The 19,788-nt window shown below is 71.9% G+C and carries 16 protein-coding genes; 1 reads left to right on the top strand and 15 read right to left on the bottom strand.

All coding sequences use genetic code 11. The annotated features are described in order from the left end of the window. The 3 genes from eno to FS825_RS02570 all read right to left on the bottom strand — a co-directional run bounded on the left by eno (position 1) and on the right by FS825_RS02570 (position 3,589). Complete coding sequence (eno, locus tag FS825_RS02580; protein WP_144710571.1) at positions 1 to 1,284, bottom strand: phosphopyruvate hydratase; 1,284 nt, start codon at positions 1,282 to 1,284, stop codon at positions 1 to 3. A gap of 96 nt (positions 1,285 to 1,380) precedes the next feature. Then, positions 1,381 to 2,625 carry a histidine--tRNA ligase gene (gene hisS / locus FS825_RS02575; RefSeq protein WP_144710569.1) on the bottom strand — a complete coding sequence of 415 codons (1,245 nt, stop codon included), beginning with the start codon at positions 2,623 to 2,625 and terminating at the stop codon, positions 1,381 to 1,383. 262 nt (positions 2,626 to 2,887) lie between these two features. Further along, positions 2,888 to 3,589: a MazG family protein gene (locus tag FS825_RS02570; protein WP_144710567.1), complete on the bottom strand. Its 702-nt coding sequence runs from the start codon at positions 3,587 to 3,589 to the stop codon at positions 2,888 to 2,890. A 117-nt stretch (positions 3,590 to 3,706) separates the two neighbouring features. On the opposite strand from FS825_RS02570, the gene nhaA reads away from it, so the two are divergent. Beyond that, a complete protein-coding gene (nhaA, locus tag FS825_RS02565) occupies positions 3,707 to 4,885 on the top strand; it encodes a Na+/H+ antiporter NhaA (RefSeq protein WP_144710565.1) in 1,179 nt (392 codons plus the stop codon). Between the two features lie 185 nt (positions 4,886 to 5,070). On the opposite strand, the gene mfd is transcribed toward nhaA, so the two are convergent. The 12 genes from mfd to FS825_RS02505 form a co-directional block, all read right to left on the bottom strand. Beyond that, the gene (gene mfd, locus FS825_RS02560) at positions 5,071 to 8,682 is read right to left on the bottom strand and encodes a transcription-repair coupling factor (protein WP_144710563.1); all 3,612 of its coding nucleotides are present in this window, start codon (positions 8,680 to 8,682) and stop codon (positions 5,071 to 5,073) included. 33 nt (positions 8,683 to 8,715) lie between these two features. After that, the gene (gene pth / locus FS825_RS02555; RefSeq protein ID WP_144710561.1) at positions 8,716 to 9,300 is read right to left on the bottom strand and encodes an aminoacyl-tRNA hydrolase; all 585 of its coding nucleotides are present in this window, start codon (positions 9,298 to 9,300) and stop codon (positions 8,716 to 8,718) included. A gap of 30 nt (positions 9,301 to 9,330) precedes the next feature. Beyond that, a complete protein-coding gene (locus tag FS825_RS02550; RefSeq protein ID WP_144710559.1) occupies positions 9,331 to 9,951 on the bottom strand; it encodes a 50S ribosomal protein L25/general stress protein Ctc in 621 nt (206 codons plus the stop codon). A 302-nt stretch (positions 9,952 to 10,253) separates the two neighbouring features. Then, positions 10,254 to 11,219 (bottom strand): hypothetical protein, encoded by a 966-nt coding sequence (locus FS825_RS02545; protein WP_144710557.1) that lies wholly within the window; start codon positions 11,217 to 11,219, stop codon positions 10,254 to 10,256. Positions 11,220 to 11,227: 8 nt separating this feature from the next. Continuing rightward, entirely contained in the window at positions 11,228 to 11,884 is a 657-nt protein-coding gene (locus FS825_RS02540) for a response regulator transcription factor (protein ID WP_144710555.1), read from the bottom strand. Next, positions 11,881 to 13,155 carry a sensor histidine kinase gene (locus FS825_RS02535; RefSeq protein WP_144710553.1) on the bottom strand — a complete coding sequence of 425 codons (1,275 nt, stop codon included), beginning with the start codon at positions 13,153 to 13,155 and terminating at the stop codon, positions 11,881 to 11,883. Before FS825_RS02535 ends, FS825_RS02540 begins: the two co-directional genes overlap by 4 nt. A 72-nt stretch (positions 13,156 to 13,227) precedes the next feature. Then, positions 13,228 to 14,187 carry a hypothetical protein gene (locus tag FS825_RS02530; protein WP_144710551.1) on the bottom strand — a complete coding sequence of 320 codons (960 nt, stop codon included), beginning with the start codon at positions 14,185 to 14,187 and terminating at the stop codon, positions 13,228 to 13,230. A 32-nt stretch (positions 14,188 to 14,219) separates the two neighbouring features. Beyond that, positions 14,220 to 15,572 carry a D-mannonate dehydratase ManD gene (gene manD / locus FS825_RS02525; protein WP_260980980.1) on the bottom strand — a complete coding sequence of 451 codons (1,353 nt, stop codon included), beginning with the start codon at positions 15,570 to 15,572 and terminating at the stop codon, positions 14,220 to 14,222. After that, on the bottom strand, positions 15,569 to 16,855 hold the full coding sequence (locus FS825_RS02520; RefSeq protein WP_144710549.1) for a mannitol dehydrogenase family protein: 1,287 nt from the start codon (positions 16,853 to 16,855) through the stop codon (positions 15,569 to 15,571). The genes manD and FS825_RS02520 overlap by 4 nt, the downstream gene beginning before the upstream one ends. Beyond that, the gene (locus tag FS825_RS02515; RefSeq protein WP_144710547.1) at positions 16,852 to 17,739 is read right to left on the bottom strand and encodes a sugar phosphate isomerase/epimerase family protein; all 888 of its coding nucleotides are present in this window, start codon (positions 17,737 to 17,739) and stop codon (positions 16,852 to 16,854) included. The genes FS825_RS02520 and FS825_RS02515 overlap by 4 nt, the downstream gene beginning before the upstream one ends. Continuing rightward, the gene (locus tag FS825_RS02510) at positions 17,736 to 18,941 is read right to left on the bottom strand and encodes a Gfo/Idh/MocA family protein (protein ID WP_144710545.1); all 1,206 of its coding nucleotides are present in this window, start codon (positions 18,939 to 18,941) and stop codon (positions 17,736 to 17,738) included. Before FS825_RS02510 ends, FS825_RS02515 begins: the two co-directional genes overlap by 4 nt. Further along, entirely contained in the window at positions 18,938 to 19,774 is an 837-nt protein-coding gene (locus FS825_RS02505) for a sugar phosphate isomerase/epimerase family protein (RefSeq protein ID WP_144710543.1), read from the bottom strand. The genes FS825_RS02510 and FS825_RS02505 overlap by 4 nt, the downstream gene beginning before the upstream one ends. Positions 19,775 to 19,788 lie beyond the last annotated feature (14 nt).

The raw sequence follows: 19,788 nt of genomic DNA, 5'->3' as shown, positions 1-19,788 counted from the left end.
TTACAGCGCGGCCGCGCGCGGGAAGGCCGAACGACCGGCGTACACCGCGGCGTCGCCGAGCTCTTCCTCGATGCGGAGCAGCTGGTTGTACTTCGCGACGCGGTCCGAGCGAGCCGGGGCGCCGGTCTTGATCTGGCCGCCGTCGACCGCGACCGCGATGTCCGCGATCGTGGTGTCCTCGGTCTCGCCGGAGCGGTGCGACAGGATCGAGGTCAGGCCGTGACGGTGTGCCAGGGACACGGCGTCGAGCGTCTCGGTGAGCGTGCCGATCTGGTTGACCTTGACGAGGATCGAGTTGGCGGCCTTCTCGTCGATGCCCCGCTGCAGGCGCTTCGGGTTCGTGACGAACAGGTCGTCGCCGACGATCTGGACCTTGTCGCCGAGCTCGGCGGTCAGGTGCGACCAGCCTTCCCAGTCGTCCTCGGCCAGCGGGTCCTCGATGGTGACGAGCGGGTAGTTCGCGACGAGGTCGGCGAAGTACGAGGTGAACTCCTGGCTCGAGAGCTGCTTGCCCTCGAACTGGTACTTGCCGTCGGAGAAGAACTCGGTCGACGCGACGTCGAGACCCACGGCGATGTCCTTGCCGGGGGTGTAGCCGGCCTTCTCGATCGCGGCGAGCAGGAAGTCGAGCGCGGCGCGGTTCGAGGCGAGCTCGGGGGCGAAGCCGCCCTCGTCGCCGAGACCCGTCGCGAGGCCCTGCTTCTTCAGCTCACCCTTGAGGGCGTGGTACGTCTCGACGCCCCAGCGGAGCGCCTCCGAGAAGGACTCGGCGCCGTACGGCACGAGGAAGAACTCCTGGATGTCGACGTTGGTGTCGGCGTGCGCGCCACCGTTGACGACGTTCATCAGCGGGACCGGCAGGGTGTGCGCGTTCGGGCCACCGAGGTAGCGGAACAGCGGCAGGTCGGCCGAGTCGGCGGCGGCACGGGCCACGGCGAGCGAGGCACCGAGGATCGCGTTGGCGCCGAGGCGGGACTTGTTCTCGGTCCCGTCGAGCTCGATGAGCGCGGCGTCGACGAGGCGCTGGTCGGTGGCGTCGAAGCCCTCGAGCGCCGGGCCGATCTCGTCGAGGACGGCGTCGACCGCCTTGAGGACGCCCTTGCCGCCGTAGCGGGAGGCGTCTCCGTCGCGGAGCTCGTACGCCTCGAACGCACCGGTGGAGGCACCGGACGGGACGAGTGCGCGGGACACGACGCCGTCGTCGAGGAGGACCTCGACCTCGACCGTCGGGTTGCCTCGGGAATCGAGGACTTCGCGTGCTCCTACGGCATCGATCACGGCCACGGGGTACTCCCTACACGTTCGGTTGTGGTGATTGCGGAACCGATCCTACCGAGGCGCAGGTGAACACGAGGGACCGTGACGGCCACTGTGGAGAACTCAGGCGAGCGGGCGGAACTCCACACCCTCGAGCGACTCGGTGTCGGCGTGCACGGCGGCCCATGCGTCGAACCCCTGCGCGGCGAGGGCGGCGAGCAGGTTCTTCGTGTTCTTCGTGCGCCGCTCGAGCCGGACGCGCCGGTGCTGGTCGAGCGCCTCGGTCTTGAGCGCCGCGAGCCGCACCGGGTCGACGTCCTTGTCGTGCACGAGCACGACCGCGTCCGACTCGGCGGACTCCGGCAGCGTCACGAGGTCGACGAGCCGCTCGAAGCCGAGCGAGAAGCCGACCGCCGGGACGTCCTGGCCGAGGAAGCGCCCGATCATCCCGTCGTACCGGCCGCCCCCGCCGAGGCTGTAGCCGAAGTCCGGGTGCGCGACCTCGAAGATCGTTCCCGTGTAGTAGCCCATCCCCCGCACGAGCGTCGGGTCGAAGCGCAGGTCGACCCCCGGCAGTGCTTCCCGGAGCTGCAGCAGGTCGGCGAACGCGTCAGCGTCGAGCCACGGAGCGCCCTCGACGGAGGACCAGTCGGCGGACTCCAGCGTCCGGATCGTCGACTCGAGTCCGGGGAGCTCGGACCCGATCGTCTCGCGGAGCTCTGCCGCGACCCCGTCCGGTCCGATCTTGTCGAGCTTGTCGATCGTGATCAGCGCGCGGTCGGCGGCGCCGGGCTCGGTGATGCCCCAGGACCCGAGGAGGGCGAGCAGGATCCGGCGGTCGTTGATCCGGATGGTCGTGCCGGCGATCCCGAGGGCGTCGAGGGCCGCGGTCGTGGCGCGGATGAGCTCGATCTCGGCGAGTTGCCCCGGCTCGCCGAGGATGTCGATGTCGCACTGCACGAACTGGCGGTAGCGCCCCTTCTGCGGTCGCTCGGCACGCCAGACCGGCGCGATCTGCACGGAGCGGAACACCGAGGGCAGCTCGGCGCGGTGCGACGCGTAGAACCGGGCGAGCGGCACCGTGAGGTCGAACCGGAGCCCGAGGTCGGCGAGGTCGAGCGGGGCGTCGGCGTTCCGGAGGTCCTCGGTGGACAGGCCCCGCTTCATCACCGCGAACGCGAGCTTCTCGTTGTCACCGCCGAGCCCGGAGTGCAGGCGTGCGGCGTCCTCGACCACCGGGGTCTCGATCTCGTCGAAGCCGTGGCGCGCGTACACCCCCCGGATCACGCCGAGGACGTGCTCGCGCCGGGCCTTGTCCGCCGGGAGGAAGTCACGCATGCCACGGGGAGCCGTCACGGTCGAAGCCATGCGTCGATTCTGGCAGATGGACGGTCGGACTTGCGCAGCTCGTGAGCAACGGATATGCTACATCCAGAACCTCGGTTCGACGGGTGCCTGATCCACCCCCGGACCGATCGGGTGGGCACCGTGCTGCAACGTGCCCCGCGGTTCGAGCGGGCCTCCGTGCCGACATCCATTCCCTGGTGGTGTCGACTGCCCGCTCGCGGGCGTCCTCCTTTTTTCGGGTTGGGAGGACGCCCGCACTCTCCTCGCTGGCCGCGCAGCCGGGTCACTCGCCCGCGCGGCCCGCCGACTCCAGTTCGGCGACCGCAGCGCGGAGGCTCGCGATCGGATCGACACCGGCATCCCTCGCCTCGGCGACGGATGCGAGCATCGCGCTCCCCCACGCGACGTCGACGCCCACCGGAACGTCCGCGCCTGCCGGAACGTCCGCGCCAGCGCCCGCACCCGCATCCGCACCCGCGCCGGCCCCCGCCCCGACCCGCGCGACGACGGACGCGACGACCGTGTCGGCGTCCCCCCGTTCCTCCAGTCGCTCCAGCAGCTTCACCGCACGCTCGAGGGGCGGCATCGCTCGCGGCACCCCGTCGAACACGCTCCGCCGCGACGACTTCTCCGCCGCCTTCGCCGCGCGCCAGACCCGGACCACGTCCTCCACGGTGTCGGCCCGCTCGTCGCCGAACACGTGCGGGTGCCGACGGATCATCTTGTCGCGGGCGCCGGCGGCGACGTCCTCGAGGTCGAACGACTCCGCGAGCCCCGCGTGCAGGACGACTTGGTACAGGACGTCCCCGAGCTCCTCCCGGAGTTCCTCGTCGTCCCCGGCGTCGATGGCGTCGACGAGTTCGTACGACTCCTCGACGGCGTACCGGGCGAGCGTGGCGTGCGTCTGCGACCGGTTCCAGACGCAGCCGGAGTCGGGGTCGAGCAGGCGGTCGACGACGGCGACGAGGTCCGAGACGGCGGTCATGCGGTCATCGTGCCACGGTCACCGGCTCGCCCGGCGGGCTCCGACCGGTATGCTGGACATGGCGTGTCGGGAAGTCTGGTCGACGGACCCTCGCCCGACCCCGAACCTCGGAGCTCCATGCCGGCACTCGTCCGTTCTCCTCGATTCAGCGCCATCGCCCTCCTGACCGCCGCGGTCCTCGGCCTCCTGGTGGCGAACTCGCCGCTCGGCCGCGGCCTCGAGCACGTGCTCCACGTGCACGCTCCGTGGGGTGCCGTCGGCCTCGACCTCTCGGTCGCGCACTGGATCAGCGACGGTCTGCTCGCGGTGTTCTTCCTGCTCGTCGCGATCGAGCTGAAGCACGAGCTCGTCGCCGGTGAGCTGTCGAACCCGAAGACCGCCGTCATCCCCGCGATCGCCGCGATCGGCGGGGTCGTCGTCCCCGCCGGCATCTACCTCGCGGTGACGACCGGCACAGCGTACGGCCATGGCTGGCCGATCCCGACCGCCACCGACATCGCGTTCGCGCTCGGGGTCCTCGCGGTGTTCGGTCGCGGGCTCCCCTCGACCCTCCGGGTGTTCCTGCTGGCGCTGGCGGTGCTGGACGACCTCATCGCGATCGTCATCATCGCGGTGGTCTTCGCGCACGACACGGACTTCCTCGCCCTCGGCGGCGCCGTCGTCGTACTGGTGCTGTTCTGGTTGCTCGGCAAGGCACTCCGCCCCGGACGCACCGGTCAGGCGTGGTTCATCGCCGGCATGGTGCTGCTCGGGCTCGTCACGTGGTGGCTCGTGTACCACTCGGGCGTGCACGCGACGATCGCCGGCGTCGCGCTCGGGCTCGTCCTGCCGCGGCGCCCGGGCCACACCCTCCACGAGCACGTCGAGCCCTGGTCGAACGCCGTCGTGCTGCCGGTGTTCGCGTTCGCGTCGGCCGCGGTCGTCATCCCGGCGGTCGGGATCGGGCAGCTCTCCCCGACCTTCTGGGCGGTGGTGGTCGCGCTGCCGGTCGGCAAGGTGCTCGGCATCACGCTCTTCGGGGCCGTCGCGACCCGGGTGTTCCGGGCGCCGGGGCGGTCGACGCTGTCGTTCTGGTCGATCGTCACGGTCGGGGTGCTCGGCGGCATCGGGTTCACGGTGTCGCTCCTCATGAACGAGCTGGCGTTCGCCCACAACGAGGAGGTCCTCGACGAGGGCGTCCTCGCGGTCCTCGTCGGGTCCGGCATCGCGATCGTCGCGTCCGCGGTCGTCGTGAGCGCGCGGGCGCGGCAGTACCGGGCGCGGCACGAGCTGTCCGAGGCCGAGGCGACCGAGTAGGGGTTCGCGCGCGGCGGCGGCGACTCCGAGCGACACGGCCGACGTCGTACGACATCCGCCGTGTCGCCTCGTGCGGACGCGGACTGTTGCTCGCGCGTGGTTGCGACATCGCCGATGTCGTACGACAGCGGCGATGTCGTTCCGAGTCGGCACGCCGCGCACCATGCGACGAGACCCCGCCCCCGTCAGGCGGCGGAGGTCTCCGCCGGCGCCTTCGACGCCCCGTACACGGCCGTCAGGATGCTCTCCACCCACTGGATGAGCCCGTCGTCCGGCAGGGTCTCACCGTGCGGCTTCGGCAGCGGGATGCTCGCGGCGTCCTGCTGCGGGAACCACCGGGCTCCCGGGAACATCCGCTTGAGCCGCACCTGCGCCGAGTCCGCGAGCTCCTTGCCCGCGACCCGCAGGTTCGACCCCATGACGACCACGTCGGACAGCCCGACCTGCTGCGCCATCCGGCGGAGGCGCGAGACCTCGACCAGGGTGAGCACGGCCTGCGGGGGCTGCCCGTACCGGTCGGTGAGCTCGTCGAGGACCATGTCGATCCCCTCCGCCTGGGCCGTCGGCGACGAGGCGGCCGAGAGCTTCTGGTACGCCTCGAGCCGGAGCCGTTCGGACTCGACGTAGTCCTCGGGGATGTGTGCGTCGACGGGGATCTCGAGCCGGAGCTCGGTCTGTCCCTCGGCGACGTCCCCGCGGAACTGCGACACCGCCTCGCCGATCATCCGGAGGTACAGGTCGAACCCGACGCCCGCGATGTGCCCGGACTGCTCGCCGCCGAGCAGGTTGCCGGCGCCCCGGAGCTCGAGGTCCTTCATGGCGACCTGCATGCCCGCGCCGAGCTCGTTGTTCGCGGCGATCGTCTCGAGGCGGTCCTGCGCGGTCTCGGAGAGCGGCTTGTCGGCGTCGTAGAGGAAGTACGCGTACCCGCGCTCCCGCCCACGGCCGACTCGACCGCGCAGCTGGTGGAGCTGCGACAGGCCGTACTTGTCGGCCTTGTCGATGATGAGCGTGTTCGCGTTCGCGATGTCGAGGCCGGTCTCGATGATCGTCGTCGACACGAGGACGTCGAACCGGCGCTCCCAGAAGTCGACCATGACCTGCTCGAGCGTCCCCTCGGACATCTGCCCGTGCGCGACGGCGATGCGGGCGTCCGGGACGATCTCGGCGAGGTGCGCCGCGACGCCCTGGATGTCCTTCACGCGGTTGTGGACGTAGAACACCTGGCCCTCGCGGAGGAGCTCGCGCCGGATCGCCGCGGCGACCTGCAGGTCCGACTGGGGTCCGACGAACGTGAGGATCGGGTGGCGGTCCTCCGGCGGGGTGGCCAGCGTCGACATCTCGCGGATCCCGGTGACGGCCATCTCGAGCGAGCGCGGGATCGGCGTCGCGGACATCGCGAGCACGTCGACGTTCGTCTTGAGCTTCTTGAGCTGGTCCTTGTGCTCGACGCCGAACCGCTGTTCCTCGTCGATGATGACGAGGCCGACGTCCTTGAACTGGATGCCCTGCGACAGGATCCGGTGCGTGCCGATGACGATGTCGACCGTGCCGTCGGCGAGCCCGGCGATGGTCTCCTTCGACTCCTTCTCGGACTGGAACCGGCTGAGCGCGCGGAGGTGCACCGGGAAGCCGGCGAAGCGCTCCTGGAAGGTCTCCATGTGCTGACGGACGAGGAGCGTCGTGGGCACGAGCACGGCGACCTGCTTGCCGTCCTGCACCGCCTTGAACGCGGCGCGGATCGCGACCTCGGTCTTGCCGTAGCCGACGTCACCGGAGAGCAGCCGGTCCATCGGGATCGGGCTCTCCATGTCGCGCTTGATCTCGTCGATCGTGGTGAGCTGGTCGGCGGTCTCGGCGAACGGGAACGCATCTTCCAGCTCGCGCTGCCACGGGGTGTCCGGACCGAACGCGTGCCCCTTCGACGCCATGCGCGCGGAGTAGAGCTTCACGAGGTCGACGGCGATGTCCCGGACGGCCTTCCGCGCCTTCGACTTCGCCGCGGACCAGTCCGAGCCGCCCATCTTCGACAGGGTCGGGTTTTCGCCGCCGACGTAGCGGGAGAGCTGGTCGAGCTGGTCGGTCGGCACGAAGAGCTTGTCGCCCGGGTAGTTCCGCTTCGACGGCGCGTACTCGAGCACCAGGTACTCGCGCTGCGTCTTCACGGCGTTGCGGCCGCCGGAGCTGACCTCGCGCGAGACGAGCTCGACGAACTTGGCGATGCCGTGCGTGGCGTGCACGACGACGTCGCCCGGCTTGAGCTGCAGCGGGTCGACGACGTTCTTCCGGCGTCCGGCGAGCTTCTTGACGGTGCGAGCGCCCTGCTGGACGCTCCGGCCGTAGAACTCGGCCTCGCTGATGAGGGCGATGCGCGGGTCCGGGATGGCGAAGCCGTGCTCGACGACCGCGGTCGTCACGATCGCGACACCCGGTTCGGGAGGCGCGGTGAGGGCTTCGGCACGGGCGGCGACCCCGGCGTCGGCGAGCACCTGCACTGCCCGTTCGACCAGTCCCTTGCCCTGGGCGGTCACCACGACGGCCCACCCGTTGTCGGTGAGCTCCTTGACGTGCGCGATCGCGCCGTCGGCGCTGCCCGCGAAGGCCGGGATCGACTCGGCGCGGACGCGGATGTACTCCCCCGCCTCGGCCGCGGCTTCGGCGTCGGTGAGGACCCGCTGCTCGTCGCCCTCGTCGAGGCCGGAGTCGAACGGCGACACGGTCCACCAGGTGCGCTGCCCGCGGCCGTTCTTCAGCTGCTGCACGGTGAGGAAGTTGCCGGCGTCGAGGTCGATCGGCGCCTGCGCCCCGGCGACGGCGGCACTCCACGCCGCCTGGAGGAACTCGGTGTTCGTCTCGGCGAGGCTGTGCGCACGCCCGCTCACCCGCTCGGGCGAGAACACGGCGATGATCGAGTCGTCGGGCAGGTAGCTGGTGACGGGCACGAGGTCCTGCACGAGCGCGGGTGCGAGGGACTCCATGCCCTCGACCGGGATGCCCTCGGCGATCTTCGCGAGCATCTGGGACAGGTTCGGGAACTCGTGGAGCATCTCCCGCGCACGCTGCCGGACGTCGTCGGAGAGCAGGAGTTCGCGGGACGCGGTGAGCTCCACGGAGCCGAGGTCGTCGTCGGTGGTGCGCTGGTCGGCGACCGAGAACGCCTTGATCGCCTCGATCTCGTCGCCGAAGAAGTCGACACGGACCGGGTGGTCGGCGGTCGGCGGGAAGACGTCGAGGATGCCACCGCGGACGGCGAACTCACCGCGGCGGGTGACGAGGTCGACGCGGGCGTACGCCATGTCGACGAGCTGCCCGGCGATGACGCCGAGGTCGTTGCCGCGGGAGTCCGTCCGGAGGGCGATCGGCGCGAGGCTCGTCAGGTTGCCCGCGAGCGGCTGCAGCGCCGCTCGGACACTCGCCACGACCACGGTCGTCCGGCGGTCGGCTGCGGCGGCGTCCTGCCACGTCGCGAGCTTCCGGAGGGTCGCGATGCGTGTGCCGACCGTCTGCGCGCTCGGGCTGAGGCGTTCGTGCGGCAGGGTCTCCCACGCGGGGAACTCGAGGACCTCGGCATCGGGCAGGTAGCTGCCGACGGCGTCCCGGACGGCTTCGGCTTCACGACCGGTCGCCGTGATCACGAAGACGCACTGCGGTCCGTTCCGTTCGGCCAGCAGCGCGCCGAGCAGCGGCACGCGCAGGCCGTCGACCACCGAGAAGTCGGCGTCACGGGGTGCGGCACGGAGGACGCGATCGAACGCGGAGGCGCGCGAGAGCGCAGGGATGATGCCCGAGATCGTCACTCAGGACATGGTACCGGCCGCCACCGACAGCGGTCAGGACGGGGCGTGCACCCGCTGCTGGGCGGCGAGGAGTCCGAGCTCCGCGATGGCCTCGACCGCGTCGGCGCCGTCGGCCAGCAGGTTCGGCAGCGTCTTCTTCTCGGTCGGCGAGAAGTCGCGGAGGACGTAGTCGGCGGGGTCCTGTCGCCCGGGGGGTCGACCGATGCCGATCCGCACGCGGGTGAACTCGTTCGTCCCGGTCGCCTTGATGATGTCCCGCAGACCGTTGTGGCCGCCGTGCCCACCGCTGCCCTTGAGCCGCACGGTGTCGAACGGCAGGTCCAGCTCGTCGTGCACGACGACGAGCTGCTCCGGCGTCGCGCTGTAGAACCCGAGCACGCTCGAGACGGGGCCGCCCGAGGTGTTCATGAACGACCCCGGCTTGGCGAGCACCAGGCGGGGTCCGCCTGGGACGAGGCGCCCCTCGGCGACCTGGTTCGGGGTCTTGTGCTTCTTGAACGTCGCGCCCATGCGGGCGGCGAGTTCGTCGAGGACCATCTGGCCGACGTTGTGGCGGTTGCCCGCGTAGCCGGGCCCGGGGTTCCCGAGCCCGATCACGATGAGCGTCTGCTCCACCATCAGCGTCGGCCAGTGTCCGCGAAGGGGGTGTTACTCGGAGTCGCTCGAGTCGGCGCCGGCCTCGGCACCCGCCTCGGCGGAGGCCTCGTCGGCGGCGTCGTCGTCGGCGGTGCCACGCGGGGTGACGATCGAGACGACGATGGGGTCGCCCTCGGTCTCGAGCTCGGCGCCCTCGGGGAGGGTGATGTCGGTCGCACGGATCTGCGCGCCGTCCTCGAGGCCCTCGACGTCGACGACGATGTGCTCGGGGATGTCGGTCGCGAGGACCAGGAGCGACAGGGTCGACTCTTCCTGGACGTGGATCGTGCCGGAGAACGACTCACCGTGGACGACGACGGGCACGGAGACCGTGACCTTCTCGCCGCGACGGACGACCACGAGGTCGATGTGCTCGATGATCTGGCGCACCGGGTCACGCTGGACGTCCTTGACGAGGGCGAGCTGCGCGGTGCCCTCGATGTCGAGGTCGATGATGGCGTTCGCCTGGCGGACGATGAGCATCGTCTCGTGGCCCGGGAGCGTGATGTGCTGCGGCTCGGTGCCGTGACCGTACACGACGGCGGGGATCTGGTTGTTCGCGCGGATCTTCCGGGCGGCGCCCTTGCCGAACTTGGTCCGGATCTGGACGGCGAGCTTGGTGTTGTCGGCCATGGTGTCTCCTGGTCTCGGGGACGACACCGGAGTGCCGGCATCGTGGGGGTCTGTGGTGTTGCAACTCGAACGCGTGCACGCGTGAGGAACGTTCCCAAGCTGGGCCGGGTCTCCCACCGCGTCGATCACGGCCGCTTTCGCAGCCCTCGCCGAAGTCAGTCACCGAGTCTAGCAGCACCCGTCCGGGCGTGTCGGCCCACGCTCTGAGCGTGCGGTCAGGGCGGACGGGAGGCGCGGTGCCAGCCCGCACCGCGCCTCCCGTCCGCCCGTCCCCGCGTCCCCGCGCGGCGTGCGCCGTCCCCTCAGTCGACGTCGGCCGGTGCCTTCGGCGCGAGGCGCCGGATCGTCTCGTCGAGCCGGCGGTCGACGGCCGGCTGGTCCGCCGTCGCCGCCCGCAGCACCGCCGCGTCCGAGGCCGTGACGTGCAGGAGCCGGCTCCACTCGGCGTCGTAGAGCGCGCTCCGGTACCCCGAGGAGTCCTGGCAGCCCGCGTCGCGCACGGCGATCGCGATCTCGCCGTCCCGCACCGGTGTCGACCGGATGTTCGTGCCGTACTCCACCTGCATCGACCGCGACGGCATCCGGTCCGGTGTCGCGGGCAGGTCGGGCGGGCCGGCCGGTGCCATGCAGGCGTGCCACTCCGCGGCGGCCCGGACCACGGTGTCGTCCGTCCGGGCGTCCACCGCGGCGAGGTACGTCAGTCGCTTCGCCACGAGCGACGCGGACTGCGCCCGGCCGTCCTCGTCGTCGGTGCCGAGCGTCCGGTACCCCTGGCGGAAGCACCGCGTCGTCGCGGTGTCCGAGGCCGCGGCGAAGGCGGCGTTCCGGGCGGGGTCCTGCCCCCAGGCGCGCATCCCGTCCTCGTTCGCGCCGGCCGTCGACGGCCCGTGGTAGCCGCGCGTCCGGGCGAGCTCGGCGCCCAGCGGCACGCTCCCGGACAGCGCGGGCGCGGGGTTGCCCCGTTCCGGTGTCTCGGACGCGTCCGACGACGCCTCGAGCCCGGCGATCGTGGCCCACGGCACCGGGAAGTCGATGCCGACGTCGCGCAGGCAGGGCTGGACCACGAGGTCCTCCGCGTAGTCCTGCTTGTCCCAGCCGGGCTGGACGTACCCGTCGAGCGGCATCGCCCACGCGCCCGGCGACCGCTCGGTGGTCGGCGCGATCGCGACGTCGGCGCGCTCCGGCAGGGCGTGCACGACGCCGGCGCCGAGGCCGACGACCACGAGCGCGAGCGTGCCGGCCTTCGTGACGCGTCTGGTGATCTGCATGGTTCCCCCTAGGCGCGGACGAGGCCGCGTTCGTGTGCGGTGATGACGACCTGGATCCGGTTCCGCAGGCCGAGCTTCTGGAGCACCGAGCGGACGTGGGTCTTTACGGTGGCCTCGCTGAGGAACACCGACGTGGCGATCTCGGCGTTGCTGAGCCCCTTCGCGACGAGCAGGAATACCTCGCGCTCCCGGGCGGTGAGGGCGTCGAGCACCTCGTCCCGACGGCTCGACTGGACCGGGGTCCCCTGGTCCCGCAGCAGGTCGAGCGCTTCGTCCTCGGTCGGAGCCGGACGGCCCTCGTGGACGTCCCGGATGGTCGCCGTGACGACGTCGGGCAGCGCGTCCTTCGTGAGGAACGCGGCTGCGCCGGCGTGCAGCGCGGCGAGGACGGCGTCGTCCCGGCGGATCGTGGTCAGCGCGATCACACGCGGGCGGTCGTCGGTCTGCTCCGCGAGGCGCGCGAGGGTCTCGATGCCGTTGAGCACCGGCATCCGGAGGTCGAGCAGGAGGACGTCGGGCTCCTCAGCTGCGCACAGGAGCAGTGCTTCAGCTCCGTCGGCCGCTGTCCCGACGCACGTCATGTCGTCCTGGGCGTCGACGAGCATCTGCATCCCGGAGGCGAACAGTCGCTGGTCGTCGACGACGGCGACGCGGATCGGGCTCACGACGCGACCTCGCCGACGGGCTCGCCGGCCGCCGGGGCCGGGGGCAGGGCGCGGTCCGTGGTGGGCGCGGCGGAAGCCGTCGGTGCCGTGGGGAGCCACGCAGTCACGACGAACTCGTGGTCCCCGTCTCCGGCGCCGGCCCGGAGCCAGCCGCCGACGAGTCGTGCCCGCTCCTGCATCCCGGCGATCCCGGAGCCCGGTCCGTCGAGTTCGACCAGCGGCGCGGACCCGTGCGAGGACACCACGACGCCGAGCCCCGGCCCCCGCCAGTCCAGCACCACGCGGGCGGTCGCCGTGCGGCCCTGGTGCTTGAGGACGTTCGTCAGGCTCTCCTGGACGATCCGGTGCACCGCGGAGCCGACCCCCGGTGACACGTCGGACCGCGTGCCGTGCTGCTCGAGGCCCGCGTCCATCCCGAGTTCCGCCATCTCGTCGACGAGCACCCGGACGTCGGCGAGCCCGTGCCGCGCGTCGTCACCCGCGCCCTGGATCCGCTCGACGAGCGCGCGGACCTCCCCGAGCGCCGACCGGCTCACCGTCGCGATGTCGTCGAGGGCCCGGGCCGCGTGCTCGTCGCGGACCGCGATCGCCGCGGCACCCTGCGCCTGCGAGACCACGACCGCCAGGGAGTGCGCCAGCGAGTCGTGGACGTCCCGCGCGATGCGGGCCCGCTCCTGCTCGGCGTGCAGCTCCACGGTCGTGACCTCGGCCTCCCGCTCGGCCTCGACGACCCGGACCCGAGCGAGCCCGATCCGCCACGTCGCCCCGACGGCGACGCCCACCGCCCACCCGATGCCGCTCGCTCCCGCGATCGCCAGCGCGACGAACGCGAGGTCCGAACGGGTGCTCGACGACGAGCCGACCCAGAGCCCCCACACGTCGGGGTCCGCCACCGTGGGGACGACCATCGCCCACGCAGCCGCGACGCTCGCGACCGCGAGGACCGGGAGCGCCAGCCAACGGAGCAGGTCGGACCGACCGGCCCCGACGATGCCGACGACGACCGCGATGGCCAGGTACTCCGGCCACGTCGTGTCCGTCGGGCGGTGGAGCAGGCGGAGCGTCTGGAGCAGCGGCACCACGACGACCAGGCCGAGGGCTGTCGAGGGCATCCAGTTCGCCAGACCGATCGCCACGGCGAACGCCGAGACGACCACGACGTGGTCGACGAGCCCCGAGCGGCCGGCCTCGGCGACGATCCAGAGCACGAGGTACAGGGCGCCGGCGGCCGGGGCCACGAGGTGCCGGAACCGACGGATGGTGGAGGTCATGGGGCCGAGCGTACGAGGAGGCCCGTGCGGTCAGCGAGGCGCGTCGGCGCTTTTCATCCGAGGTGATGAGGGTCAGCGACCGACCGCACGGCGGTGGTGCTGCGCGGCCGTGAGGACGTCGCGAGCCCGGTCGCTCGCGGCTTCCGCGTCGTCGCGGGCGCGCTCGAGGCGTTCGACCTCCGCGGTGGCGTCGGCGAGCTGCCGTTCGAGGTCGGCGCGGCGCTCCTCGGCGGCCTCGAGGTCGGTCTCGGCGGCGTCCAGAGCGGCGTCGGCGTCGCGGGACTCGGCTCGGGCCTCGGTCTCGGCCTGGCGGGCGGCGCGGCGGTCGGCGGCGGGGTCGGTCTTCGGCTCGCGCTGCTTCGGCTCGCGGCGCTCGGGCTCGCGCTGCTTCGGGTCGCGCTGCTTCGGATCGCGGCGCTTCGGCTCGCGCTGCTCCGGCTCGGGCTTCCTGGAGGCGCGGCTCGCCCCCCGTGCACCCCTCGCGCTGGTGATCGGGATGGGTGGTGCGTCGCTGCCGCCCCACGCGTCCGGCACCGCGTCCGGGTCGGCCAGTGCGCCGTCCAGGTCGACGTCGTCGAACCCAGCGCTCTCGAGCGGACGGACGAGCAGGCCCGAACGGACGGCGGCACCGGCGTGCGGGTCCGCCATCGCGGCCTCGATGGCGGCACGGACCTGGTCGAGCACCGCCGGGGTCGCCGGGTGTCCCGCGTCGGAGGCCAGGTCGGCCCCCGCCTGCACCAGCGCGTCGACCACGCCGGCCCGCTGGTGCCGCAGTGTCCGGATCGCCCCGGGGTCGGCGTCGGCCTGGGCCTGACGGATGGCCGGCCCGAGGTCGACTGCTTCGTCGAGGGCGCCGTCGCGTGCCAGGAGGTCGATGACCCACGCGGCCGGCGCGGGCTTCCGGAGTCCACCGATCGCGGCGGCGAGCTCACGGTCGTCCTTCCGGACCGCCCGCTGCCTGGCGGTGCGTTCGGCGACGAAGTCCGCGGGCGCGACGAGGAGCAGTTCCCTCGCCACGTCCGCGAACCCCATGCCCACCAGCATGCCCTGCCGGCGGCGTCCGGCTACCAGTCGTGGACGGTGCCGTCGGCGAGGCGGTTGAAGGGCAGGTACGCCTGTTCGTAGGGGTACTTGCCGGCTTCGTCGACGTCGAGGGTGACGCCGAGGCCGGGTTCGTCGCCGGGGTGGAGGTACCCGTCGGTGAAGGTGAACGTCTGGTGGAACACCTGGTTCGTCTTCGGCCCGTGCTGCATGTACTCCTGGATGCCGAAGTTGTGGATCGCGAGCCCGAGGTGCATCTGCGCCGCGAGGCCCACGGGTGAGATGTCGGTCGGGCCGTGGAACCCGGACTTGATCTGGTACATCGCCGCGTAGTCCATCGTCTTCTTCAGCGGACTGATGCCGCCCATGTGCGTGACCGCGCCGCGGACGTAGTCGATGAGTTGGTCGCGGATGATGTCCTTGAAGTCCCAGATCGTGTTGAACACCTCACCGATCGCCAACGGCGTGGTGGTGTGCTGCCGGACGAGCTTGAGGGCTTCCTGGTTCTCGGCGGGGGTGCAGTCCTCGAGCCAGAACAGGTCGTACGGTTCCAACGACTTGCCGAGCTTCGCGGCCTGCAGCGGCGTCATCCGGTGGTGGCCGTCGTGCAGCAGCGGCAGCTCGGGACCGAACTCGTTCCGGACCGCTTCGAACACGGTCGGCACGTGCCGGAGGTACGCGCGGGTGTCCCAGTCCTCCATCGCCGGGAACGCCCCCCGCTGCGCGGGCTCGAAGTCGTACCGGACACCACTGTTGCCTTCGGTGGTCTTGTTCGACGCGATCCCGTAGATGGACTCCAGCCCGGGGACACCGGTCTGGACACGGATGGACCGGTACCCCTCGGCCTGGTGTTCCCGGATCGAGTCGAACAGTTCCGGGAGTTCCTTCCCCGACGCGTGCCCGTACGCCATCAACCCGGTCCGGGACGCCCCGCCGAGGAGCTGGTAGACGGGCATCCCCGCGACCTTGCCCTTGATGTCCCAGAGGGCCATGTCGACCGCGGCGATCGCTGCCATCGTCACCGGTCCCCGGCGCCAGTACGAGGACCGGTACAGGAACTGCCAGGCGTCCTCGATGCGGCTCGCGTCCCGGCCGATGAGGAGCGGCACGACGTGCTCGGACAGGTACGCGGCGGCGGCGAGCTCGCGCCCGTTCAACGTGGCGTCACCGAGGCCCGTGACGCCGTCGACGGTCGTGATCTTCAGCGTGACGAAGTTCCGGTTCGGGCTCGTCACGATCACCTCCGCCCGGTCGATCAGCTGCCCGCGGTCGGTCGACGCCCACGTGTCCGGACGCCCCGCCGTCGGATCCGTCGCCGCACCCGTGTCGGCAGCACCCGGCACCGGGGCCGCAGGGTTCGTCGTCGTGTCGGTCATACGGGGACTCCTTCGTCGGTGGTGGTGCGGTCCGCAGCGGCACGCGCGGCCGTGATGCGGTCGGCCGCTGCGGTGACGGCAGCGACCACGGGGGCGGTGTCGAGGTCGGGCGCGATGACGCGCAGCACGTCGTGCACGTCCGAGTCTGGCCCGGGAGCGCCGTCATCGCTCACGAGGTGGGGCTGCTCGGTGCAGTGCAGCCACCACGAGGCGACCGCCGTCGCGGCGCCGGGACCGATCCCGGCGTCGGGGTCGCGTCCGAGCCGGTGTCGCAGGACGTCGACCACCCGGACGGGCAGCTTCTCGGACCCGCCGGACGCGATCTGCCGCAGGGTGTGCCGGATGCGGGGGTTCGCGAAACGGTCGACCAGGGCCGCTCGGGCCGCCGAGATCTCGGCAGCGGGCAGCGGCAGCTCGAGGGCGGCTTCGTCCCACAGCTGCTCCACGGCGGCGCGGCACATCGGGTCGTCCATCGCCGCGGCGACGGTCTCGTGCCCGAGCAGGAGCCCGAGGTACGCGAGCAACGAGTGCGAACCGTTCAGCAGCCAGAGCTTCCGCTGCTCGTACGGGGTGACGTCGTCGACGACCCGGACGCCGGCGGTCTCCCACGCGGGACGGTCGATGCCGGCGAAGGCGTCCTCGAGCACCCACTCGGCGAAGGGCTCGGTGACGACGGGCACCCGGTCGCCCGGCAGCGATCCGGGGAGGCCGGCGAGGGCCGCGACGTCGGCGTCCGTCGTCGCCGGGGTGATCCGGTCGACCATCGACGACGGGAACGACACGTTCGACCCGATCCACGAGCGGAGGTCGTCGTCGTCCACTGCCCCGAGCACGGCGTCGCGCAGGACCTGGCCGTTGTGGGTGAGGTTGTCGAGGCTGACCAGCGCGATCCGCCCGCCCCCGGCCCGACGCCGGGCGTCGAGGCCCGCGACCAATCGGGCCGGCACGTCGGAACCGGACCGGTAGCCCTGCTCGGTGACCGTCAGCGTCACGATCGTCGTGTCTGGGGACGCGACCACGCGCCTCCAAGACTCCTCGTCGCTGCCGGCGTGGGCCGCGACGATCGCGTCGATGACCAGTGCTCCGTCGCCGTCGGCGGCCCGGGTCACCAGGGTGTAGCGGCAGCCCTGTGCGGTGAGCGCCTCGGCCGCTTCCGGAGACCGGCCCGTGAAGGCGGTGATCCCCCATGCGGGGCCGTCGACGCGCGCCGTGTACCAGGCGAGGTGGGCGCGCGCGAACGCACCCACCCCCAGGTGCACGATCCCGGGGCGGCGGTCCGTCATGCCGACACCGGGACGAGGGACTTCAGGTACGCCAGGTTGTCGGCGGTCCGGGCCTCGAGCGGGAGGTCGGTGGAGAAGTCCTCGATCGTCACCCACCCGTCGTACCCGAACCGGCGCAGCGCATCGAGGTACTCCGAGACGGACGCCTGGCCGGTGCGCAGGGGTGCCCACTCGTTCTGCCAGATCGAGGAACCGTCGGCCCGGGTGTCCCCGGTGTCGACCCACCGGGCGTTCTTCACGTGCGCGTGCGCGAGGTACGGGCCGAGGAGCTCGAACGCGGCGAGGTGGTCCTCCTGCCCCTCGATCACGAGGTTGCCGAGGTCGTGGATCACGCCGACGTGCGCCGGGTCGAGTCCGTCGACCAGCCGCAGCGCCGCGGACGCCGAGGGGGTGATCGTCATGTGGTGGAGCTCGACGAGGGCCTTCACCCCGAGTTCGGCCGCGCGGTCCGCCGCCCACTCGAGGTCGGCACGGGTGCGGTCGAAGAGCTGGCCGTAGGTCTCGCCCGTCCGCTCCTTCTCGGCGCGGTAGTTCGGCATCGTCACGCGCACCTGACGGGCGCCGAGCTCACTCGTCACGCGGAGCATCGTCTCCACGCCGTCGTGGTCCGACGCCTGCTGGTAGCCGCCGATGCCGGAGTACTCGAGCCCGGCGGCGTCGGTGGTGCGGGCGATGTCGCCGACGTGGTCCGCGATGCCGGTGAACTGCCAGGTCGACTTGTTGCCGGCCCAGAACGCCCGCTCGGCCGGCACGGTCGCACCGTCGGCGGGGCGGTCGTCGACGATCCGCCACTCGATGCCGTCCCAGCCCTGCTCGGCGAGGATCGAAGCGGCTTCCGACGGGGTCCAGTCGGGTGTGGACGCGGTGAACACGGAGAACTTCATCGGGATGCTCCTTCGGTCGCGGCAGCGCCGACCACCGGCACCACGTCGTCGTACCCGCCCTCGATCACGTCGTCGATGCGGACGGGCTTCCCCAGCGTCGCGCTGACGTACAGCCCGCGGACGGTGGCGAGCGACACGAGTGCCGCGTCCACCGTGACCGCCGCGTCGCGGCCGTCCCGGATCGCGCTGACGATGTCGGTGTACTGCCGGGCGTGGCCGGCGGCGAAGTGGTCGGGCTCGGCCGGGCCACCGACGACGTGCTCGGCGGGGACGACTTCGTCCTTCTGGTCGACCGCACCGGCGACCGCCGTGGCGTTCGCCGTGGTCGACGCCGACTCGAGCGTCGCGGCGTCCGGCGCGACGTGGAAGTACGCGAGCCGGTCGTCGTCGACGATCGCGGAGCCGTGCGTGCCGTAGACCGCGTACCGCGCGGACAATCCGGGGTAGGCGGCGGTCGTGCAGTGGATGACACCGAGGGCGCCGTTCTCGAACCGAACGGTGGCGACGGCCGTGTCCTCGACCTCGATGCGGTCGTGCGCGAGGAGGCCGGTCTGCGCGGAGATCTCGACGGGACGACCGAGCACCCACACCAGCAGGTCGACGGTGTGCACGCCCTGGTTCATCACCGCTCCGCCGCCGTCGAGCGCCCAGGTGCCCCGCCAGTCACCGGAGTCGTAGTAGCCCTGCGACCGGTACCAGGCGACGCTCGCGACACCCGAGGTGACGGTCCCGAAGGCCCCGTCGTGCGCGGCGGCCGCGACGGCGGCGGACGCGGGGTCGAAGCGGTGCTGGCTGATGACGCTCGTCACGAGCCCGCGCTCGCGCGCCTCCCGCGCGAGACGGGCGATCTCACGGGCACGCGGCATCGTCGTGTCGAGGGGCTTCTCGATCACGACGTGCTTGCCCGCGGCGAGCGCCGCTTCCGCCAGCTGCACGTGCATGCCCGACGGCGAACAGATCGCCACCACGTCGATGTCGGTCTCGGCGATCGCCTGCTCGATGGTCTCCGTCGTGACGGGGCGGGCGACGCCCATCGCCTCGATCTCGTCGGCGGCGCTCGTGGCGGCGGCGGGGATCGCGTCGACGAGCGCGACCACCTCGAGGTCGGGGTGGTGGACGGCGACGGTGGCGTGGTGGCGTCCGATGACGCCGGCGCCGACGACGGCGAGGCGGAGTGGGCTGGGTTCGTGTGGGGTGGTCATCGCAGGGTGACTCCGATCTGGTCGGTGAGCGTGCGGAGGGCGCGTCCGGCGCGGCCGAAGGCCGCGGGGCCGGAGAACCCGCCGAGGGAGGTGAAGTCGCTGAGGTGCGGTTCGAGCGAGGCGTACCCGGAGTACCCGGCGTCCCGCAGGGCCGTGAGGGTCTCCAGCAGTTCGCCGTCGCCTTCGCCCGCGGGCACCACGGACGAGTCGGCGGCGAGGGCGTCCTTCACCTGGAGGTAGTCGACGTACGGGGCGAGCTGCGCCCAACCGTCGGTGAAGGGTCGGACGCCGCACTGCACGTAGTTCGCGTTGTCCCAGGCGAGACGGAGCGCCGGGGAGCCGACGCTCTCGACGACGTCGAGCACGCGGGAGGGGACGTCGCCGTAGATGTCCTTCTCGTTCTCGTGCAGGAGCGTCACGCCCTCGCGCTCGGCGAGGTCGGCCAGCGCGCGCATCCGGACGAGCACGTCGTCGCGGACGGCCTCGGGCGCTCGGCCCGCGAAGTAGAACGAGAAGATCCGGATGTTCGTGGTGCCGAGGGCGTGCGCGGCGGCGATCGCGCGGCCGAGCCGACCGACCTCGTGCTCGACGGGTTCGTCGATGGAGACCTTGCCGATGGGCGAGGCGATCGCGGACACGGTCTGCCCACGCTCCTCGAACAGCCGGTGGAGTCCCGCGAGCTGGTCCTCGTCGAGGTCGACGACGTTCACGCCCCAGGCGCTGCGCACCTCGATGGCGTTGGCGCCGAGTGCCTGGAGCACTGCGACCTGGATGGTGGGGTCGGCGTCGATCTCGTCGCCGAAACCGGAGAGCTCCCAACTGGGCTGGGTCATTGCATTCCCTTCAT

It is taken from the genome of Curtobacterium pusillum, assembly GCF_007680845.1.
GTDB classification, from domain to species: Bacteria; Actinomycetota; Actinomycetes; order Actinomycetales; family Microbacteriaceae; genus Curtobacterium; species Curtobacterium pusillum_B.
The sequence above is the reverse complement of the archived record's forward strand: the minus strand, read 5'-3'. Positions and strand labels throughout refer to the sequence as shown.